The 18,975-nt window shown below is 37.6% G+C and carries 18 protein-coding genes; 4 read left to right on the forward strand and 14 right to left on the reverse strand.

What is annotated here, in order from left to right; all coding sequences use genetic code 11:
• Positions 1–191: 191 nt before the first annotated feature.
• The 8 genes from FHT21_RS13210 to FHT21_RS13245 form a co-directional block, all read right to left on the reverse strand.
• A complete protein-coding gene (locus tag FHT21_RS13210; protein WP_167295111.1) occupies positions 192–335 on the reverse strand; it encodes a DUF5522 domain-containing protein in 144 nt (47 codons plus the stop codon).
• Positions 336–386: 51 nt separating this feature from the next.
• Positions 387–1,328 carry an exonuclease gene (locus FHT21_RS13215; protein ID WP_167295112.1) on the reverse strand — a complete coding sequence of 314 codons (942 nt, stop codon included), beginning with the start codon at positions 1,326–1,328 and terminating at the stop codon, positions 387–389.
• A gap of 43 nt (positions 1,329–1,371) precedes the next feature.
• Positions 1,372–1,989, reverse strand: a complete 618-nt coding sequence (gene coaE / locus FHT21_RS13220) for a dephospho-CoA kinase (RefSeq protein WP_167295113.1) — start codon at positions 1,987–1,989, stop codon at positions 1,372–1,374.
• Positions 1,989–2,936: a YbbR-like domain-containing protein gene (locus FHT21_RS13225; RefSeq protein WP_223833370.1), complete on the reverse strand. Its 948-nt coding sequence runs from the start codon at positions 2,934–2,936 to the stop codon at positions 1,989–1,991. The genes coaE and FHT21_RS13225 overlap by 1 nt, the downstream gene beginning before the upstream one ends.
• A gap of 119 nt (positions 2,937–3,055) precedes the next feature.
• Complete coding sequence (gene yajC / locus FHT21_RS13230; protein ID WP_167295114.1) at positions 3,056–3,373, reverse strand: preprotein translocase subunit YajC; 318 nt, start codon at positions 3,371–3,373, stop codon at positions 3,056–3,058.
• 67 nt (positions 3,374–3,440) lie between these two features.
• Positions 3,441–3,899 (reverse strand): DUF1573 domain-containing protein, encoded by a 459-nt coding sequence (locus tag FHT21_RS13235; RefSeq protein ID WP_167295115.1) that lies wholly within the window; start codon positions 3,897–3,899, stop codon positions 3,441–3,443.
• Positions 3,900–3,901: 2 nt separating this feature from the next.
• Complete coding sequence (gene nusB / locus FHT21_RS13240) at positions 3,902–4,852, reverse strand: transcription antitermination factor NusB (protein WP_167295116.1); 951 nt, start codon at positions 4,850–4,852, stop codon at positions 3,902–3,904.
• A gap of 50 nt (positions 4,853–4,902) precedes the next feature.
• Positions 4,903–5,991 carry a Glu/Leu/Phe/Val dehydrogenase gene (locus tag FHT21_RS13245; RefSeq protein WP_167295117.1) on the reverse strand — a complete coding sequence of 363 codons (1,089 nt, stop codon included), beginning with the start codon at positions 5,989–5,991 and terminating at the stop codon, positions 4,903–4,905.
• Between the two features lie 562 nt (positions 5,992–6,553).
• Between FHT21_RS13245 and FHT21_RS13250 the strand changes: the two genes are divergently transcribed.
• Positions 6,554–8,344 (forward strand): ABC transporter ATP-binding protein, encoded by a 1,791-nt coding sequence (locus tag FHT21_RS13250; RefSeq protein ID WP_167295118.1) that lies wholly within the window; start codon positions 6,554–6,556, stop codon positions 8,342–8,344.
• Between the two features lie 79 nt (positions 8,345–8,423).
• Positions 8,424–8,747 (forward strand): DUF3276 family protein, encoded by a 324-nt coding sequence (locus FHT21_RS13255; protein ID WP_167295577.1) that lies wholly within the window; start codon positions 8,424–8,426, stop codon positions 8,745–8,747.
• 78 nt (positions 8,748–8,825) lie between these two features.
• Here FHT21_RS13255 and FHT21_RS13260 read toward each other — a convergent pair whose 3' ends face one another.
• A complete protein-coding gene (locus FHT21_RS13260; RefSeq protein ID WP_167295119.1) occupies positions 8,826–9,287 on the reverse strand; it encodes a DUF5362 family protein in 462 nt (153 codons plus the stop codon).
• A gap of 200 nt (positions 9,288–9,487) precedes the next feature.
• Between FHT21_RS13260 and ychF the strand changes: the two genes are divergently transcribed.
• Both ychF and FHT21_RS13270 read left to right on the forward strand, forming a co-directional pair.
• Positions 9,488–10,588, forward strand: coding sequence for a redox-regulated ATPase YchF (gene ychF, locus FHT21_RS13265; protein ID WP_167295120.1), 1,101 nt, complete (start codon positions 9,488–9,490; stop codon positions 10,586–10,588).
• A gap of 385 nt (positions 10,589–10,973) precedes the next feature.
• Positions 10,974–12,650 carry an RDD family protein gene (locus FHT21_RS13270; protein WP_167295121.1) on the forward strand — a complete coding sequence of 559 codons (1,677 nt, stop codon included), beginning with the start codon at positions 10,974–10,976 and terminating at the stop codon, positions 12,648–12,650.
• A gap of 402 nt (positions 12,651–13,052) precedes the next feature.
• Here FHT21_RS13270 and FHT21_RS13275 read toward each other — a convergent pair whose 3' ends face one another.
• The 5 genes from FHT21_RS13275 to FHT21_RS13295 all read right to left on the reverse strand — a co-directional run bounded on the left by FHT21_RS13275 (position 13,053) and on the right by FHT21_RS13295 (position 18,826).
• Entirely contained in the window at positions 13,053–13,667 is a 615-nt protein-coding gene (locus FHT21_RS13275; RefSeq protein WP_167295122.1) for an HAD hydrolase-like protein, read from the reverse strand.
• A gap of 9 nt (positions 13,668–13,676) precedes the next feature.
• Positions 13,677–15,053 carry a magnesium transporter gene (gene mgtE / locus FHT21_RS13280; protein ID WP_167295123.1) on the reverse strand — a complete coding sequence of 459 codons (1,377 nt, stop codon included), beginning with the start codon at positions 15,051–15,053 and terminating at the stop codon, positions 13,677–13,679.
• Between the two features lie 320 nt (positions 15,054–15,373).
• Positions 15,374–16,369 carry a glycoside hydrolase family 43 protein gene (locus tag FHT21_RS13285; RefSeq protein ID WP_167295124.1) on the reverse strand — a complete coding sequence of 332 codons (996 nt, stop codon included), beginning with the start codon at positions 16,367–16,369 and terminating at the stop codon, positions 15,374–15,376.
• 20 nt (positions 16,370–16,389) lie between these two features.
• Positions 16,390–17,709, reverse strand: coding sequence for a glycoside hydrolase family 43 protein (locus tag FHT21_RS13290; protein WP_208398915.1), 1,320 nt, complete (start codon positions 17,707–17,709; stop codon positions 16,390–16,392).
• A 100-nt stretch (positions 17,710–17,809) separates the two neighbouring features.
• Positions 17,810–18,826 carry a family 43 glycosylhydrolase gene (locus FHT21_RS13295; protein ID WP_243853990.1) on the reverse strand — a complete coding sequence of 339 codons (1,017 nt, stop codon included), beginning with the start codon at positions 18,824–18,826 and terminating at the stop codon, positions 17,810–17,812.
• Positions 18,827–18,975 lie beyond the last annotated feature (149 nt).

The raw sequence follows: 18,975 nt of genomic DNA on the forward strand, positions 1-18,975 counted from the left end.
AATTTTATTATATTAATGATGAGCAAAATTGGGCGCTCAATAAACATGAAGAGATTACTGATGTGCTAAGTTTTGTTTCGATGGGGTTTGAGGTAACACTAAGTGATGTTTATTATCGTGTTCGTTTTGGTCAGGAAAAACGAGACAAAAATTGAGAAGTGTGAACTGAAAATTTCCAACTGCCAACTGCATCACTTCTTCTCTTTCTTCTTCCCATAACCCCATGGACAGTGCTTACATTTATTTTTACAGCAATAACCCCGCTTTAAATGGTAGGATTCGGTAAAAACCATTAACCCATCTTCGTTAAAGTAAAAATCTTCGCCTTCTTTCATAATAGTTTGATTAAAGATTCTGAAACGAGTTCAGAATGACGATCCCTAAGGTTAATTTAATATTTTAACTTCTAGTTTATTTTTAAAATAATCTTTAAGCTGTTTTCCGTCGCCATGCAAAGTCCACACTTGTTTTGGTTTAACTTTTTCTATGGTTTCTAAAATTGCATCCCAATCGGCATGATCGGAAATATAAAGTGAAATCCCGTTTTGTTGCTGCAGATTCTTCCATCCAGAGGCAAAGGCCCGTACTACATTAATCGCCTTATGGTAGCTGTGAAAAACCATTGGAGGAACAATATAAACCTGATGTTCTTGATTATTTTTCATCTCCTTTCTATCGTACATTTTGTAATTCCCTACTTTTATGCCATAATCTTCGTAGATTTTAACAAAGGGCATAATACTGTGGTGAACCATCACATTCTTAGTAGGGCAATACTCGTTGAGCAATTGAATAATCCGTTGGCTTTTGCCCAGAGCGTAAGAACCCAACATAATATTCGCACTGGTTTCGTTCAGCTTTTTAATTTCATTTATGGGAGATGGATGTTTGGTTTCTGGATTGGCAAAGGTACTTTCTGTAATTAAAACGTCTGCTTCTACAAATTCAAAAGGTTCGCAGGTATTATCTGGTTCAATCTTATAATCACCTGTATAAAGATATTTTATGCCCTTATATTCCATTAGTACCTGTGCAGAGCCTAAAATATGTCCGGCAGAATAAAAAGTAATGGTAACCTCTTTTATTTTGAATGACTCATGATAACTTTTAGTAAAAAAATCAACTGCTGCGAATTTGCGGTAACGGTGTTTCATAAAAGTTGCGGTAGCAGCGGTACAATAAACATTCTGGCTTCCACCTATGGCATGATCGCCATGCGCATGCGAAACCACAGCTTCTTTAACTGGCTGTTGTGGATCGAGGTAAAAATCGCCGTAAACACAATATAAACCCATTGGGGTAATGGTAATAAAATCTGCTAAAATCATATAGGATTAAGGCATTTAAGGATGATATGATTGGAGTAGATAATTAAACATTGGCACTTTTAAGCGCTTCCGCAGCCTTTAAAAATTGTTGGTGTAAGGCTAAAACCTGTTCAATTATTGATTGCTGTTCATCATTAACAATAAAATGATCGGCCATTTTCGATTTTTCTTCATCGCTCAATTGTTTATCCATACGTGCTTTAACCTGCTCTGCCGTTACTCCATCACGCAACATTACCCGCTTCATTTTAATATCGTAAGGAGCAGTAACCAGGATAGTGGTATCACACATCTTGTAAGAACCACTTTCGAAAAGCAGCGCTGCTTCTTTAAGCGTATAAGGTGTATTTGCAGGTATGGTTTCTTCCCAGGCATCGAATGCTCTAAAAACTGCCGGGTGGACCAGTGCATTTAATTTTGCAAGCGCTTCTTCGCTATTAAAAACAATGCCGGCAATGTGTTTATTGTTCAATTTTCCATCTTCAAAATAACTATCATTGCCAAAAGCAGCTTTAACCCCTGCTACTAGCACAGCATCTTTACACATGATCTCTTTGGCCACAGTATCAGCATAAAACACAGGGATTCCCAATACTTCAAAAACCTTGCAAGCGGTAGTTTTACCACTGCCTATACCTCCTGTTATACCTACTTTATACATTATTTTTCTACAATGAAATCTATTTTAGAAGGGCTTACACTCACCAATTTACAATAATCTGGAAATTCGGTTATTTTTACCGTAAACTGGCGATGCCCTAAATTTTGCCATTCATCAACATCAATGGTTGCGGTAATAAAACTTTCATCAACCTGATCGTAATTGCTCAAGGCCACTAAAAAGGTTACTTTAACTTTTTTAGGGTAAAGTTTGATGCTGTTATAGCTTCGATTATTGGTGATTTTTAAAGGTACCTCGATAGTTTTTTCAGTAAATTCATCAACAGGGAGCTTAACTTCTACAGATGATGGATAAATGCTTACATTTTTATGGATGCTGTGCTGTAAAGCTACTCTCGTAGTGCTACTACTCTGTATCTTATCCTGTTTAAGCGTATCGGTTGGCCAAAATTTTAACTTTGAAAGCTCCTCCAACGGACCAGCCACCTTTACATATTTGGGATTGAGGATAATTTCACTGGAAATACCATATTGTTTAACAAAACTCAGTTTATCTATCAATTTTACCGGAACTTTTTTCACCACGCGTTTAGTAAAATCGAAATAAAGGGTATCGGGTTTAACAGAAATTACTTTTTGGGTACTTTCTAATTGCCTGTTGATATTAAAAAGCTGATCGGAAAAAACAATAAAATCTTTGGTATTGAGCTGGCTCAGGCTAACAGAAACAGAAGGAGGGCTGATCCTTAAACGGGCAAACAGTAGCTGCCAGCCTGTTCCTTCTACCTGTAAATCTATCGTATCTGATTGCAAAGGATAAAATGCTCTTTTGGTGGGGGTATTTTTAAAAACCAATACAGTTTTTGCTACATAAATATATTTGTTGTTTAATGCCATAAAGAGCCACGCTGCTATAGCCAGCAGCAAGCAGGCCAATAAGCTAAATACGCGTCTTTTTTCAATCTTCGTTAACCTAATGAAGGGCATAATAAATTAATGTTAGCTGTAAGCTGGAAAAATATTATCCAAAATGCATTTAATCAAATGTAGTAAAACAAAAACAGTCCCGAAAGTTTTCGGGACTGCGCTTAAATTTTATTAATTTATTAGGCTTTAGGCGCTACAACTGCTTTGGTTGCATCTAAAGAAACCGCTGATTTATCGAAACGGATCTTTACACCACCTTCAACCTCAATTAAAAAAGTTGTTTCATTCATATCGGCAATGCGACCGTGAATACCTGCAGTAGTTACGATTTTATCTCCTTTTTTTAATTCTTCAACCAATTTTTTATGGTCTTTCGCTTTTTTAACTTGTGGACGAATCATGAAAAAGTAGAAAACTACCATGATGAGTACCATTGGTACAATTGTAGTTAGCATGTTACTACCACCTGCTGCCTGTAATATTACTGTTGATGTCATTTCTTATTTATTTGTGTTTTTGTGAATTTTGATCCTTATGGATGATGCCATAAACAATCGAACCAATTTATTTTTTAGCAAGTACCTCACCTACTAAATGAACAGTGGTTACTGTTGGATTTGCATTTGATGTTACGGTTACTACTTTATCTTGCATGCCCATTTTGCCTTCGCTATTAAAAACTACGCTAATTACACCTTCTTTACCCGGTAAAATAGGCTCGCCTGGTACCTGCGGAACAGTACAGCCACAAGTTGCCGTTGCATTTGAAACAATCAGCGGACTTTTACCTGTATTTTTAAGTTTGAAATCGTGCTTTACTTTTTCGCCTTGTGTTATTTTACCGAAATCGAAAATATCGCGTTCAAAAACAATAACAGGTGCATCTGCAGGGGCAACTTTAGCAGTTTTTGATGTATCGTTGCCAACAGAAACTGCTGTAGCGGTTTCGCTGGTTTTATTATTTGCATTACGACATGCTGCAAATGAAAGTGCAGCAATAGCCAAGATAAATGTTCTTTTCATTTTTAATCTTCGATTAATCCACGGCCAATCTTTTTAATAGTGTTGTTTTTCTTAAGATCGCCTAAAATTTTGTCTAAAATACCGTTAATAAATGAATTACTCTTCGGTGTACTGTAATCTTTTGATAACTCTAAATATTCATTGATGGTTACTTTAACCGGAATAGATGGAAAATTTAACAGTTCACAAATGGCCATTTTCATTAAAATGGTATCCATCAATGCAATACGCTCCGATTCCCAGTTTTTGGTTCTATCGGCAATCATTTCCTGGTATTTTGCATCGTTCTGCAGTGTATATACAAAAAGATCCTGAACAAATTTGCTGTCTTCAATCCAATCGGCACTAATTTCGGTTAATTTATTTTTGAAAGGATCCTCAGATGTAAAGTTTTTCAGGGTTTTGGCTACCATCCCTTTCATCACTTCATGATCTACCTGCCAGTTGATAAATTTCTCTTCGAAAACCTGTAAAATGGCCTGGTTTTTTAAGATGATTTTACGGAAAATGTATTTGATGATGTCTTTCGATGATTCTAAACTTTCGTTCGGATCGGCAAGATAATCGGCATATTCTTTTGATGCTTTTAAAGAATTGTAAACGGTTTTACGGATTTCTGGATCGAAACCCCAATCTACCTTATATTTTTTTATCGCAGAAGCATACTCGGGATTTTGCTGCAATAAAACACTAAACTTATTGTGTAGCAATTTCATATTAGGATTAATATCCTCTGCTGTTTTAATAAACTTATTTGCGCGCTCTGCAGCGTCGTTAGCAGTAAATTCGGTAACTTCTACCATTAAAGATAACATCCAGATGTACATTTCGTACACGCTATCGATGCTCTGCATTAAAGTTTTTAAATCACCTTTAATGTCTTTTTTGTCTGCCATGTGCCAAGCAAAAATATTTTGCAAAGCTTTGATTCTTAAGTGCCTTCTGTTTAACATGAATGTAAGAACGAGTGTGGTTTTTTAAAACCTGTTTTAATAATTATGATTTAATATGACGATTTAATTTTTTTAATGTCTGCAATCCGCTTCTCGGCTATGCGATTGGCAGCAATATTTGTTGATATATTTTCAGTTTTACTTAACTTAATTACACTGCGCGTAGCATCGTAAATATTCTCTGTAAGCTGTACTGTACGTTTTTTACCAAAACCAGTTAACTCCGAATAGCAGGAAATTAACCCACCAGCATTGATCAGATAATCAGGTGCAAATAAAATTCCTTTCTTCAAAAGCAACTCGCTATCTAAAACTTCATCTTTTAACTGATTGTTTGCCGAACCTGCAATAATTGCAAATTTCATTTTTTCAATGGTTTTGTTGTTAACGGTAGCACCCATTGCGCATGGGGCATAAACATCGGCATCGGTTGTAAAAATTTTATCGGCCTCGATCGGTTTTGCTTTATATTTCCGGGCAACGTAAGTTAATTGCTCCTGGTTAATATCGCTAATCAAAACCTCGGCATTTTCTTTTCTTAACAGTGCAACCAGATGTTCACCAACATTTCCGATACCTTGTACTACAATGGTTCTTCCAGCCAGCATATCCGTACCGAAAACTTCTTTAACACTGGCTTTAATCCCTAAATAAACACCCTGCGCAGTAAATGGGGCTGGGTTGCCTGCACCGCCGATAGACTCGGGAACACCAGTAACATAATTGGTTTCCATACGGATATATTCCATATCGCGTGTATTGGTACCCATTTCTTCTGCGGTAATAAATTCGCCATTTAGGTTTTTAATAAACCTACCATAGCTACGCATTAAAGTTTCTGTTTTGTCTTTTCTGGAATCGCCGATAATTACACCTTTTCCACCACCCAGATTTAATCCTGTTATTGCAGCCTTATAAGTCATTCCACGCGATAAACGCAGCGCATCTTCTAATGCTTCGCTTTCTGTACTATAACTCCACATGCGTGTTCCACCTAAAGCAGGACCCAATGTAGTATCGTGTATAGCAATAATTGCTTTTAAACCTGTATCTGGATCGTTGCAAAAAACCAATTTTTTATGGCCATAGGCACTTAATTGATCTAAAATTGAAAAATCTGACGGAGAATTTGCTGGCATATTGAACGTTCGGATAACCTGCTGCAAAATTAAAATAAAAAACCATTATTACGTGTATTTAACAAAAATACAATAAAATTTATTCGATGGAGATGGTTTTTTGGGCTAAACCTGGCAGATTTGCGAAGCCTATAAGATCTAAACCACAATACAATTAGGTAGCCGTATTATTTTAGAAAAACAGGGTTCGGTACATTTGGGTTACAAAAGCCCCGCTATGCACTTCAAAGCCTTGGCTCGTACCTCGCCTGCGGGTTTTACGCTCCTATCGGGTTTAGGAGGCAAAGACATCTGAAGTTTGAGGTAGTGCAAGAACGCTGCGTTAGGGATTGTAAGGGTTCAGTACCGATTCTTCATCGGTACCGCAGCAAAGCGGAGCCCTGAAAAGCCCGCCCCTTGCGCAGCTTGGGTAACGCCCAAATTAGTAAGCCGTTAATTAGCCCTACAAACTCACAGCCTCCAAAACTCGAAGATTGGAAAGAGTGTCATCATTTTTTAAAGCTTAGACCTGAATAGATAAATATGTATTATGAAATAACAAAATTAGCTAAGTTTGTATAGAATGAAACATTTAAGCCGATTAAACAAATACTTTCTTAAATACAAATGGTGGATTATACCCGGAAGTATTTTTGTGGTAATTTCTAATATTTTTGGGGTAGTGCCTGCCCAGGTAATTGGCTATGCTGTTGATCTGATTACCGAAAACATTCAGCTATTTAATCTCTTTTATGGTTTCGATCGGCAGGCCATTATTTACGACATATTTAGTAGTAACCTTTTATTTTTTGGATTGCTGGTTATTGCACTCTATTTATTGCGGGGATTGTTTCTGTTCTTTATGCGCCAAACCATTATTTTAATGTCGCGGCATATAGAGTTTGATATGAAGAACGATATTTACCAGCATTACCAGGAGCTGAGCTTAGGTTTTTACCGCAGAAATAATACCGGCGATTTGATGAACCGCGCTACAGAAGATGTTAACCGCGTAAGGATGTACGTGGGTCCGGCAATTATGTACACCATTAACACTTTTGTTTTATCGGTGCTTATTATCTGGTCGATGTTTGATGTAAATGCCAAACTGGCCATCTATTGCCTGTTGCCCCTCCCTTTTCTGGTGGTGATTATCTACTATGTAAATACGCTGATCTTTAAGAAAAGCGGGAAGATACAGGAGCGTTTATCAGATCTTTCCAGTTTTGTACAGGAACGTTTTTCGGGGATCAGGATTATTAAATCATATGTGCGTGAAGATTATACACGAAATATGTTCTCCATCCAGAGCAACGATTATAAAAAAGATTCGATGAGCCTGGTTAAAGTATCGGCATTGTTTTATCCTACCATGCTTTTATTAATTGGTTTGAGTACCATTTTAACCATATATATTGGCGGTATCCAGGTAATGAATGGCAGTATCACCGCAGGGAATATTGCCGAGTTTATCATTTACATTAACCAGTTAACCTTTCCGGTAACCATGCTGGGCTGGGTTACTTCTTTAATCCAACGGGCTGCTGCCTCACAAAAAAGGATAAACGAGTTTTTAGATATCCCATCTGACATTCAATCGGAAGAAACTGCTGAAATTGAGTTAAGTGGAAATATCAAATTTAATCATGTGAGTTTTACCTACCCTGACACAGGCATTGAAGCTTTAAAAGATGTGAGTTTTGAGATTAATAGTGGCGAATTTGTAGCCATTATCGGAAAGACAGGGTCAGGAAAATCGACATTGGCCAATCTGATTATGCGGATGTATGATGTAGAAAATGGCGTGATAAACATTGATGGAAAGAATATAAAAGCGCTAAACCTTAAAAATTACCGTAACCAGATTGGCTTTGTACCGCAAGAAGTTTTCCTCTTTTCTGATACCATAAAAAACAATATAGCCTTTGGCTTAGACAAGGTTACGGATGAAGAAGTGCATGCGGCAGCAAGAAATGCCTCGGTTTATACCAATATTATCGACTTCGAAGAAAAATTCGAAACGATGCTGGGTGAACGGGGAATAACGCTCTCTGGAGGACAAAAACAACGCGTTTCTATTGCAAGGGCATTGATTAAATCGCCTAAAATTTTAATCTTCGATGATTGCCTTTCGGCGGTTGATACTAAAACCGAGGAAGAAATACTACAAAACCTAGGTAAAATCATGGCCGGAAAAACAAGTATTTTAATTGCCCATAGGATTTCGACCATTAAAAATGCAGATAAAATTTTGGTACTGGACAATGGAAAAATCATTGAGCAAGGCACACACAATGAATTACTTAGTTTAAATGGCAGCTATACCGATCTTTATAACCACCAACTTTTGGAGGAGGAAACGCGAACTATTTAAATTGTATTAAAATTGTATTTTGAACTTTAAATATTTGCTTTATATTTACCGAAACCAAAAACCAACATCAATACCAACCATGGGAGAATTCGACAACAAGGAAAGAGAAGAAGTTTTTTCAAAGAAAGTAAGAGCAGGTAAGAGAACTTATTTCTTCGACGTGAAGGCTACAAGATCGGGTGATTATTATTTAACAGTTACCGAGAGTAAGAAAAGATTAGAAGACGGTGTGTTTGTAAAACATAAAATCTTTTTATATAAAGAAGATTTCGAAAAATTTGCAGAAGGATTAAATGAAACTGTTGATTACATCAAAACTCACCAGGATGTGGTTGAAAAACGTTATGAATATTCTGAAAATGGAGAACATAGCGCTAAAGCAAGCGACGATTTTACTTTTTAAGTAATTATAATTTCAAATAAAAAAGCCTCCCGATTTTAAAAATCAGGAGGCTTTTTTCTGAAGAACTGTTTGCTGGGACTAAACTTTTACCATTCCTGCCCCAAGTATTAAATTCAACAAAAAGAATCCTAATATCCCTAAAATGGTTACAATGCCCCAAAATTTAAAAAGCGATTTTAGGCTTAAAATACAAACATTAAGACTTTCCTGATCACCATATAAAACCGCTTGTTTTCCTTTATTCGAAATCCTGAACAATAACAGGCTTGGATAAAAATATAACAATCCAAATAGTAAATAAACGATAGTTAACATTGTTGTTCCCCCATTACCAAGAGTTCCAAGTTGCTTGGCGGCGGCCGGATTTGTAGATACAATTGATCTAATATTCAGCGAAACCAAGATTAATAATGCAGAAAAGACAAATCCTACAATTGATAAAAATTTAGTCCATTTTGTAATATCGTAAAAATAGCTCCTCATTTCTTCGGTAACAACCAATTTTACTTCCTGGGGCACTTCATTTTCAAAATCTTCCATTTATCTCTATTTATTTTTGGCTAAACATAGATAAAATATAGATTTGATACAATAGCAAGGGTTTAAATAAAGGTTTTAAAAGCTTATCTTTGCGCGGTTTTAGCGGAGACAGGAGATGGAAAATCTAGGGTGGATGAGGTGAGATATAGGGCGATTACCGACTAAAGACTGTGGACTAAAGACTTAAAGACTAATAAATAATGGCATTACAATGTGGTATAGTTGGTTTACCAAATGTTGGAAAATCGACTCTTTTTAACTGTTTATCAAATGCAAAAGCGCAGGCTGCAAACTTCCCCTTTTGTACTATTGAGCCCAATGTTGGCGTAATTACAGTACCTGATGATAGATTAACCAAACTGGCCGAGTTGGTTAAGCCAAACAAAGTGCAACCGAATACAATCGAGATTGTAGATATTGCAGGTTTGGTAAAAGGTGCATCGAAAGGCGAAGGTTTGGGAAACCAGTTTTTAGGAAATATCCGTGCTACGAATGCAATTATTCACGTTCTACGTTGTTTTGATGACGGAAATGTAATTCACGTGGATGGCTCTGTTGATCCGATCCGTGATCGTGAAATTATTGACACTGAGCTACAGCTTAAAGATTTGGATACCGTTGACAAACGCATTCAAAAAGTGGAAAAAATGGCTAAAACTGGTGGCGATAAGGATGCAAAACGTACTTATGAAATTTTAACGGTGGTTAAATCTCATTTAGAAAGTGGTAAATCGATCCGTACAGCGCCATTGGCCCAGGATGATTTCGAATTTATTGAAGACTTGGGTTTACTTACGCAAAAGCCGGTAATGTACGTTTGTAACGTTGATGAAGCATCGGTAATTAATGGCAATAAATATGTTGATCTGGTTAGGGCAAGTGTTGCTGATGAAAATGCGGAGGTTTTAGTGATCTCGGCTAAAATTGAATCAGAAATTGCTGAGCTGGATAGCTACGAAGAGCGTCAGGAGTTTTTAGCTGATTTAGGCTTAACTGAATCAGGCGTAAATAAATTAATCCGTGCAGCTTATAAATTACTAAACCTTTATACCTATTTCACCGCTGGTGTACAAGAAGTTAGGGCCTGGACCATCACAAAAGGTTTTACAGCACCGCAGGCTGCTGGTGTAATCCACACTGATTTTGAAAAAGGATTTATCCGTGCGGAGGTAATCAAATACAACGATTTTGTAACCTTAGGTTCTGAAAATGCCTGTAAAGATGCTGGTAAATTAGGTGTTGAGGGAAAAACCTACGTAGTGGAAGATGGAGACATTATGCACTTCAGGTTTAATGTATAACCCCTAAATCCCCTAAAGGGGACTTTACAATATAGAGCCACTTGAAAGAGTGGCTTTTTTGTTTGAAGATTTTTTTTGCCACGGAGACACAGAAAGCACGGATACCCACTCGATTGGTACGCTGAACTGAATCGAAGTGCGTATTGAAGTGCTTAATTAACCGCAGATGTACATGGTTAAGCACAGATGATTAATGCGGCATTTTCTTTTCCCAATAGGAGCTGATTTGCTACCTCAACCCGACTGACTGGAATCCAGAACGAGAAGTCGGGAGTAATGAAAGTTGGAAGAATCTTAAAAGATGTTTCTGTATTTGCTTTTCCAACACAAAAAGGTATTTTATTAATCACAATAAAAATTGTTATTTGCGATAAAATTAGCGCTCATGCAAAAAATAAAATCTAAGCTCGCAATATTTGTCATTTTAACAGCCCTGTACAAATTAACAGTCGAGTTTTTGCCATCGTTTTTACAAGCCAGGATGTTCTATGCTTTCTTTAATCCCTTTTATTTTAGTTTCCGAATTAAGCAGGTTTTTTCTTATGAAACACTAAACCAGCTGTTTACCATACTGTTTTTAATTAGCGGAATATTATATTATTTAAGTAAGGGAAATGAAAGCAGGCTGCTCAGGTGCTTATTTTCAGTAATTTTAATCGATAGGCTTGTAAGGGTATTCAATCTCTTCTTATTAACCACATTTTCATTTAGCAGCTTTACAGAACGCACAAGCGTCGCCAATATCCTACTGGCGGCTATCGGAAATATAGCTTGGGCGTATGTTTCTTTTAGGATTTTGAAGGATTTTAATGTAAAGAGAAAACTAAGTACAAAAACAGAAGATTATGGTGGAGATATAGTAACTTATTTTGTTGAGGCGAACAACTGGCAAAGGGTATTTCATTTAATAATAGACAGTTTTTTGTTGCTAATTATCTTTTACCCCATAATTGAATCAGTTACCAGGATCGAGGTCATCGTTTCGCTGTTAAATAAAGTAAGTTTTGTTATCGGAGAAAAACCAACCTTATATTTAATATGCGCCTGCTTTTTATTGATTTATTATTTGTTCTTCGAAAACCTATTTCAGTCATCTCCCGCAAAATTTCTTACGGAAACAAGAGTGGTAAAGCAAACCGAAGGACCTTTTAACTTTAAAACTATTTTTGTGAGAACAGTATCTAGATTAATACCTTTTGATGCATTTTCTTTTGTGTTGGCCAATACAGGCTGGCACGATAGATTGTCGGGAACTGCGGTGTTAAAGGAAGAAGACACAGGTGCAAAAGGTTGGAAATATCTTTTTGTTATCCCTGCTGCAGTGATTTTACTGTTTTTGATCGGGTACATAGATACTGAAGCCCGATTTTATTTCGAAAACAGATCTATTGGCAATAAGTTAGAAGATAAAATCGACAGCTTAACTGTTGATGATTTTATTAAATTTGGAAACGTAAAAAACTCAAATACCATTCTTTATTTAAAACCAGAGCGCATTAACGGATCAGAGATAACATGCTCGGTAATTACAATGGATAATGAATATGAGTATCATCCGGAAAAAGAAAACATCGATGTGTTTTATTTAAAGCACAAAAATATATGGCCTTCTATATCCTTAAATAAAGATAAACTGATAAAAGGATTACCCGATAATTTTGTCAGGGCAAAAGATGGATCATCGGAAGGCAACGGCAAGGGAATTATGATTAAAAATATTGAAGGTAATTATGTACTGCTAAGTATTGAACCTTATATGCAGCCGGTACTAGATCTGGAAAACGTGAACGTTTTAAGTGGTCAGAGGTTTATCTTTTCTATATTGAACAAGGGCTGGAAGGTGAAAATATTAAAAATTGAGGCCTCTGAAAATCACATTGACTGGACAATAAGCGATTCAACCATCCGAGATGGCAGGTTCGGAGCAACGATAAGTGGTTTAAAACGCGAACCGACCAATAAGGTAAACGCAAAACTAATTGTGCAGGATACAGTGGGTAAAATTTATACCTATAACATTTCAACCGAAGGAAATTCGGGTGCCATTACCAAAATTAAATAATCAGATATTTTTGAGTTTGGTGTCAGAATCGAACTGACTACACTGGTTTTGCAGACCAGTACACATCCATTGTGCATACCAAACGATTTAAAAATAAAAAAGCCGCTTATTAAATCTGTAATAAGCGGCTTTTAAATCTCTTCTATATCTTTTAGCAGATAAACAAAGTCCACCCATTACTTTTTGAGTAACAAAAACACGAGTTTAAACAATATTTTTCTGTTATATTTTTCACGATGTAAAGATAAACATAATTCTTAATTAACAAACAGTAATTAAAATACTTTGATTGAAACTTGTATTTTACATTAAGATTACCTCCGCGGGACTGACGACTCTTTTATCAATATTACAAAATATATTCTATGTAAATGAGCGAAATTCGCGGAGAATAATTATCAATTAAACCTCTAATCCGTAAGCAGCCAACTGTGCTTTCGTATCTTCGTAATCGGTATGATGAATGCCTCTTAAACCCAAACCTTCGGCAACCTGTACAAAAAGCATCCGATCGTCTATATATAAACTTGTTTCTACATCGCTCTGCGAAATATCGATGGCCACCTTAAAAATATCGGCATCGGGTTTACGAAAATGCACAAAACTTGATGATACGAAGAAATCAACAAATTCATTCAGTTTAAAGGTATTGATGCGGTATTGGTTTAGCTCCCTTCCTTCGTTACTGATTACGGCTACCTTTAGGTTATATTTCTTTTTTAAATCGCAGATTAACTGAATCATTTCCGGGTAAGGAAGCGATTTTTTAAACATAAATTCTTTAAAATCATCGTAACTAAAATTCCGCTCTTCGAAGAAAACGATACGCTCCAGGTATTCATCAAGCGTTAGTTTACCCACTTCGTAAGTATCGAAGGTAAGGTGGTGGCGCTCTTCGAGATCAACAGAGTCGAGGTTAAAAAGTACCGAAGCCTCTCCCCTTGCATGCCTATCCCAGCCATTGGTTAACAAAACGCCCCCGATATCGGTAAAAAGTGTGGTAATTTTCTTTTGCATGATTTAAATTTAAAGTAAAACGCCTTTTAAAATTAATACGGCTACACTGAAATAGATTACAATACCGGTTACATCTACCATTGTGGCTACAAATGGTGCTGATGAGGTTGCAGGGTCGAGTTTCAGCTTTTTCAAAATAATAGGCATCATCGAACCGATTAAACTGCCCCACAAAACAATCCCAACGAGGGTAAAAAATATGGTAGTTGCGATTAAAAACCAATGTGGGCCATAATTATAGAGGTGTAATTCTTGCCAGGTTACAATGCGGACAAAACCGATCGTGCCTAAAATAATACCCAGTAAGGCTCCTGAAACAAGCTCTCGGCGCATTACGCGCCACCATTCTGCAATGGTTACCTCACCTAAGGCCATGGCCTGGATAATTAATGTTGACGCCTGAGAACCGCTATTGCCACCGCTACTCATAATTAATGGGATAAAAAGCGACAGTACTACCGCCTTTTCGAGTTCGATTTCGAAGTGCTGCATGGCTGTTGCGGTTAACATTTCGCCCAAAAACAGAATGATTAACCAACCAGCCCGTTTTTTCACCAGTTTTAAAATTGGGATATCAAGATAAGGCTCGTCCAAAGCCTCGGTACCCCCAATTTTGTGCATATCTTCGGTATATTCTTCATTGGCAATCCACAAAATATCATCAACGGTAACAATACCTAACAGGATGTTATTTTCATCCACTACAGGTAAAGCTACTCGGTTGTTCATCCTGAAGATATTGATTGCATCTTCCTGGGGATCATTTGCTTTTAAGGCAATAAAACGTTTATCGGTCAGTTCACCAATAATGGCTTCAGGATCGGCCAATAAAACCTCACGTATCCTGATATCATCCAGCAACACACCTTCTTTATCAATTACATACACGACATCGATGGTTTCGGAGTTTTTTCCGTAGCGCCTGATGTGCGCTAAAACCCTGCTGATAGACCATTCAGGTTTTACGGCGATGTAATCGGGCGTCATTAAACGGCCAATACTATCTTCTTTATAACCAAGGAGTGCGAGCGATTCTTTACGTTCTTCGGGTGGTAAAAGTGTGATCATTTTTTTTACCACATCACCTTTTAACTCGCTAAAAAGTGCGGTACGATCATCGGGTGGCAGATCTTTGATGATCTGATTGAGTTTATTGCCAGAAAGTTTTTTAATGATGCGCTCCTGGGTAGGAAAATCAAGAATCCGAAAAACATTTACTGCCCTATTAAGGGATAAGGTTTCGATAAATTTAGCTGCATATTGTGGAAGTTCATCAATCAGTTCTTCAACATCCGAAATATTCAGTTGATCGAGATATTGCTTTAAAGCCTTATCATTTTCTTTTTCAAGTAGTTCCTGAATTTCTTCCACAACCATTTCTTCCATACACAGCTATTTAATTTGTTACATGCCTAAACCTCAATTAACGGTTCGCAAAGGTGCATTTTTATTTCTTAAAAAGCCAATGGTGTAGGTTTAAAATCGGTCAGAAAGGTTTCTTAAAATAAAAATAATAGGGAATAAAGTGAATATAGGAGCTTGCTGCTTTATGATTTAATCATTTTTTAACATAAAAGATACCTCAACGCTGGAAGTTATTTTTGATAAGCATTTACAGATTAAAAATAACCTTAATTTTTAATGAAGTGACTGGCTTGATTTTCGTGCTACATATCACGCATTGGGTTTCAGTTTGGGCTATTCGCCTACTTACCCCGTATCGTTGTTCCTTCGGATGTCATGACTATCCTTTTTATTGAGCCGTCTGGGTTATAAAAAAGGCGATCTATGCATACTGATCTGCTAAAGCTGTTGCCGTCCCTTTGTCTTGCTCCATTATGATAGATAAAATACCAATTACCCTTGAACTCAATAATGGCCTGATGATTTGTCCCACTGTTGCCGGCAACCTCGTTCAAAATTCCCCTGTAAGTATATGGCCCCTCTATTTTTTCCGCGGTAGCGTAGGCAATCTTTTCGGGAAACCCAGAGGCATAGGAAAGGTAATATTTTTTCTTGTACTTATGTATCCAAGGTGCTTCCTCGAACTGCATGCCATCAAATTCGATCCTACCTACTTTCCCATCAATTTCTATCATATTCTTTTTTAGTTTAGCATAATAGCATACGCCATTTCCCCAAAAAAGCCAGCCTTGGCCATCATCATCTATGAATACCGTTGGATCTATACAGGTCCAGGAATGCTTAGAGGCAAAACAGTCAGCATTTGTCAGCAAGGGCTTGCCCAGCGCATCGCGGTATGGGCCCTGGGGCCGATCTGCCGTTGCAACACCGATGCCAGAACCGTTTGTACTAATATACCAGTAATATTTGTTATTACGTTTAATCACCTGGCCAGCGTAAGCACTACCACTTTTATCCCAACTGAAATCCTCCAGTTTCAACGGAGTAGGATATTCTGTCCAGTTTTGAAGGTCAGTAGTAGAAAATACGCACCAATCTTTCATTTTATAGCCCTTTTGGCCACCCGCAAAGTCATGCCCTGTAAAAAGCCAGAGTGTATTATCCACAACAATTGCGGCCGGATCGGCAGTATATTTATGGTTAATAATAGGATTACCATTAGATCGAAAATTAAACAGGGAATCGGTCACATTCTGTGCATTAGCAGTATAGACTAGTAGTAGTTGCAGGCCAATCGAGTACAAAAGTATCCTGAAATGGTAAATAGATCTATTCATGGTCGTGTTTGTTATTTTTGTTATTTCTGTCCTGTTGCCAGTTCTTTGGGTAATCCTGGCCATTTTTGCCCTAAACGTTGTGCTTCTTTTGCGGTGATATTGATTACCGTTCCATGTCGGGGATTGAAGTTTTTAATAAAGGATTGCGGTGGGGCAAATAGGAATAGATCTGAACTACGCTGAAACTCATAACGGTGGTCGCGGTACATATCGTACATCAGAACATAATCTGATGAGTTATTTAGTTTAAATATACCCGAACCTTCAACTGAAATATGTTTCTCTGCATAGGCATCGAGGTATTTAAAGTCCTCTATCCACGGCCCTTGCAATGTCTTTGCCGTTGCCTGTTGGATACCGTTCTTGAATTCTTTTCCATTTTCGTCTTTGGTATTACCCTTGTAAAAGAAGTGATAAAGGCCATCTTTGTATATGATGTCGCCATCAATTGCTCCATATTTTGCCTTGAACATCAGTTTTGGTTCTTCTTCAAACGCAGTAAAGTCTTTGTTTGCATAGGCACAATAAAAATCAAGTGCAGGATCATTCTTCAACCGTACCGTAAAATAAACCATATACTTATTTACCGAAGGATCGTAGATGGTTTGCGGAGCCCATACCCATTTTACATTAGGAAACTTTTTTGGATAACTTTTTTCCAGGTCGATGATGTTATGTTTCCAGGTAATCAGGTCGCTTGATCTCATCATAACAATGCCCGGATTGTGTTCCCATCCATTCTTCACGGTAAACATGTCTGTTGCTACCAGGAAAAAATCGTTGATGTTCTCGCCGCGCAGCAAGTGTGGGTCGCGGATACCGCCGGTAGCAGAGATCAGCTCAGATGATATGATTGGCTGGTTATTATTCAGAGCTGACCAGTTTACCGCATCAGCACTGATGCCATAACGCAATTGTTCCTGTAACTCCTTTGGCCCCGTCCCTTCAAAATAGGTAAAAAGGTAGGCGTCAAATGGTGGATCCTCTTTCGCAATCCTGATTTTAAAAGATTTCGTTAACGTTTCCTTTCCAAGGGTAAGATTTGCTGTTAAGATTACATCTACCGCTTTGCCGGCTCTGGGTGCACGTTTGAGTAGTTTCCCGTTATTATCAATATAGGATGGGTTGCTCGATTTCCAGCTGATTGTAGAGCCGTTCCCACCCTTAATGGTTAGTGGCAGATCCCATTTTAGGTTCTGCGTAAAGCCGATTGGGATAAGGAGTGCTTTTTTGTCCTCATCAAGTTTTCCCCGAACAGATGTTACCGACTGCGCCCCTGCAGTCTGTGTACTATATATAACCGCAAGGGTAATAATAACGGTTTGGATCAATTGTTTCATTGTTTTAGTATATCTGTTCAATTTTTAAATTTAGTGCCAGGTTTCTGGAATAATGCCAACCGTTACGTCATACATTGAAGATTCGATTTTGGTTCATATTCTATTTTTTTATTGGATTGATTCCTTTGAGCGTTGGAATGATCTTCCTAATTCTTCCATCAGATTCAAATTCCATTCGGTCAATACATACCTCTCTATTGTATCCAGCATCCCTACCCATTTTTATTCCATTTGGAAACTCGAACCGATGGTACACAATATACCATTCGTCTTTTTTAGGCAACTGGATTACGGAATGATGCCCGGTTCCATAAATCCCTTGAACGGTATCTTTTGCCAAGATGAGATTGTTGTTAGGAATAGTAAGCGCACCGAGTGGAGCGCTGGCTGTAGCATAACGCACTCTGTAATCGGGACTCCGCGTATCGTTCTCCGACCATGAAAAATAATAGATTCCATTTCGGTAAAAAACGTTTGTTCCTTCGCGAAAGGTGTTGTCTGGTTTAAGAATAGTGAGGGTTTCTGATTTGAGGCTAACCATGTCTTCGTTAAGTTCGGCAGCAGCCATGAACCCGTTTCCCCAATAGAGATAGCTTTTACCAGTTTTCGGGTCTGTAAAAACATCGGGGTCTATGGTCAATCCTTTGGTAATGCCCGCAGGTCGCTGGTCCACAAGTGGCTTTCCACTGTCAATAAAAGGCCCTGTAGGAGAATCTGATACTGCGACTCCGATCTTCAAAGCTGCAGTAAAATAATAGAAGTACTTATATTTTCCGTTTACCTTTTTTTCGGCGATACAAGGAGCCCATGCATTACGGTCTGCCCAGGTTACATCTTTTCCCAACTGCAAAATAGTACCTTCATCTTTCCATGAAACGAGGTCTTTTGATGAAAAGACCTTAAAGTAGTTACCTGTCCAGTTCTTGAAACCATCGGTAGTAGGATAGATATAATAACGTTTTGTTTTGTTGGAATAGATGATGTCAGGATCTGCATAATGCCCAGTGAGCACAGGGTTTGCATTGTTTTTAATTTGGGCAACAACAGTCTGCACAAATAGCATGGGTATAGCCAATAGTACCGCTCCCACCCGTGATGAGTAGCATTTAAAATTCATTAAGCGCGCTTGAAGGCCAAAAAAAAGAAAAAAATACAGTTTTGCGAGTTTTTGAGTCCTGAATTTAACGTCTAATTTATTTTTTGCCAATACCTGCATTCGGTTGCGAACAGGGTAGATTTTGATAATCATACTTGATATTTGGTTTT

The organism is Pedobacter sp. SG908 (assembly GCF_011759615.1).
Classification (GTDB): Bacteria; Bacteroidota; Bacteroidia; order Sphingobacteriales; family Sphingobacteriaceae; genus Pedobacter; species Pedobacter riviphilus.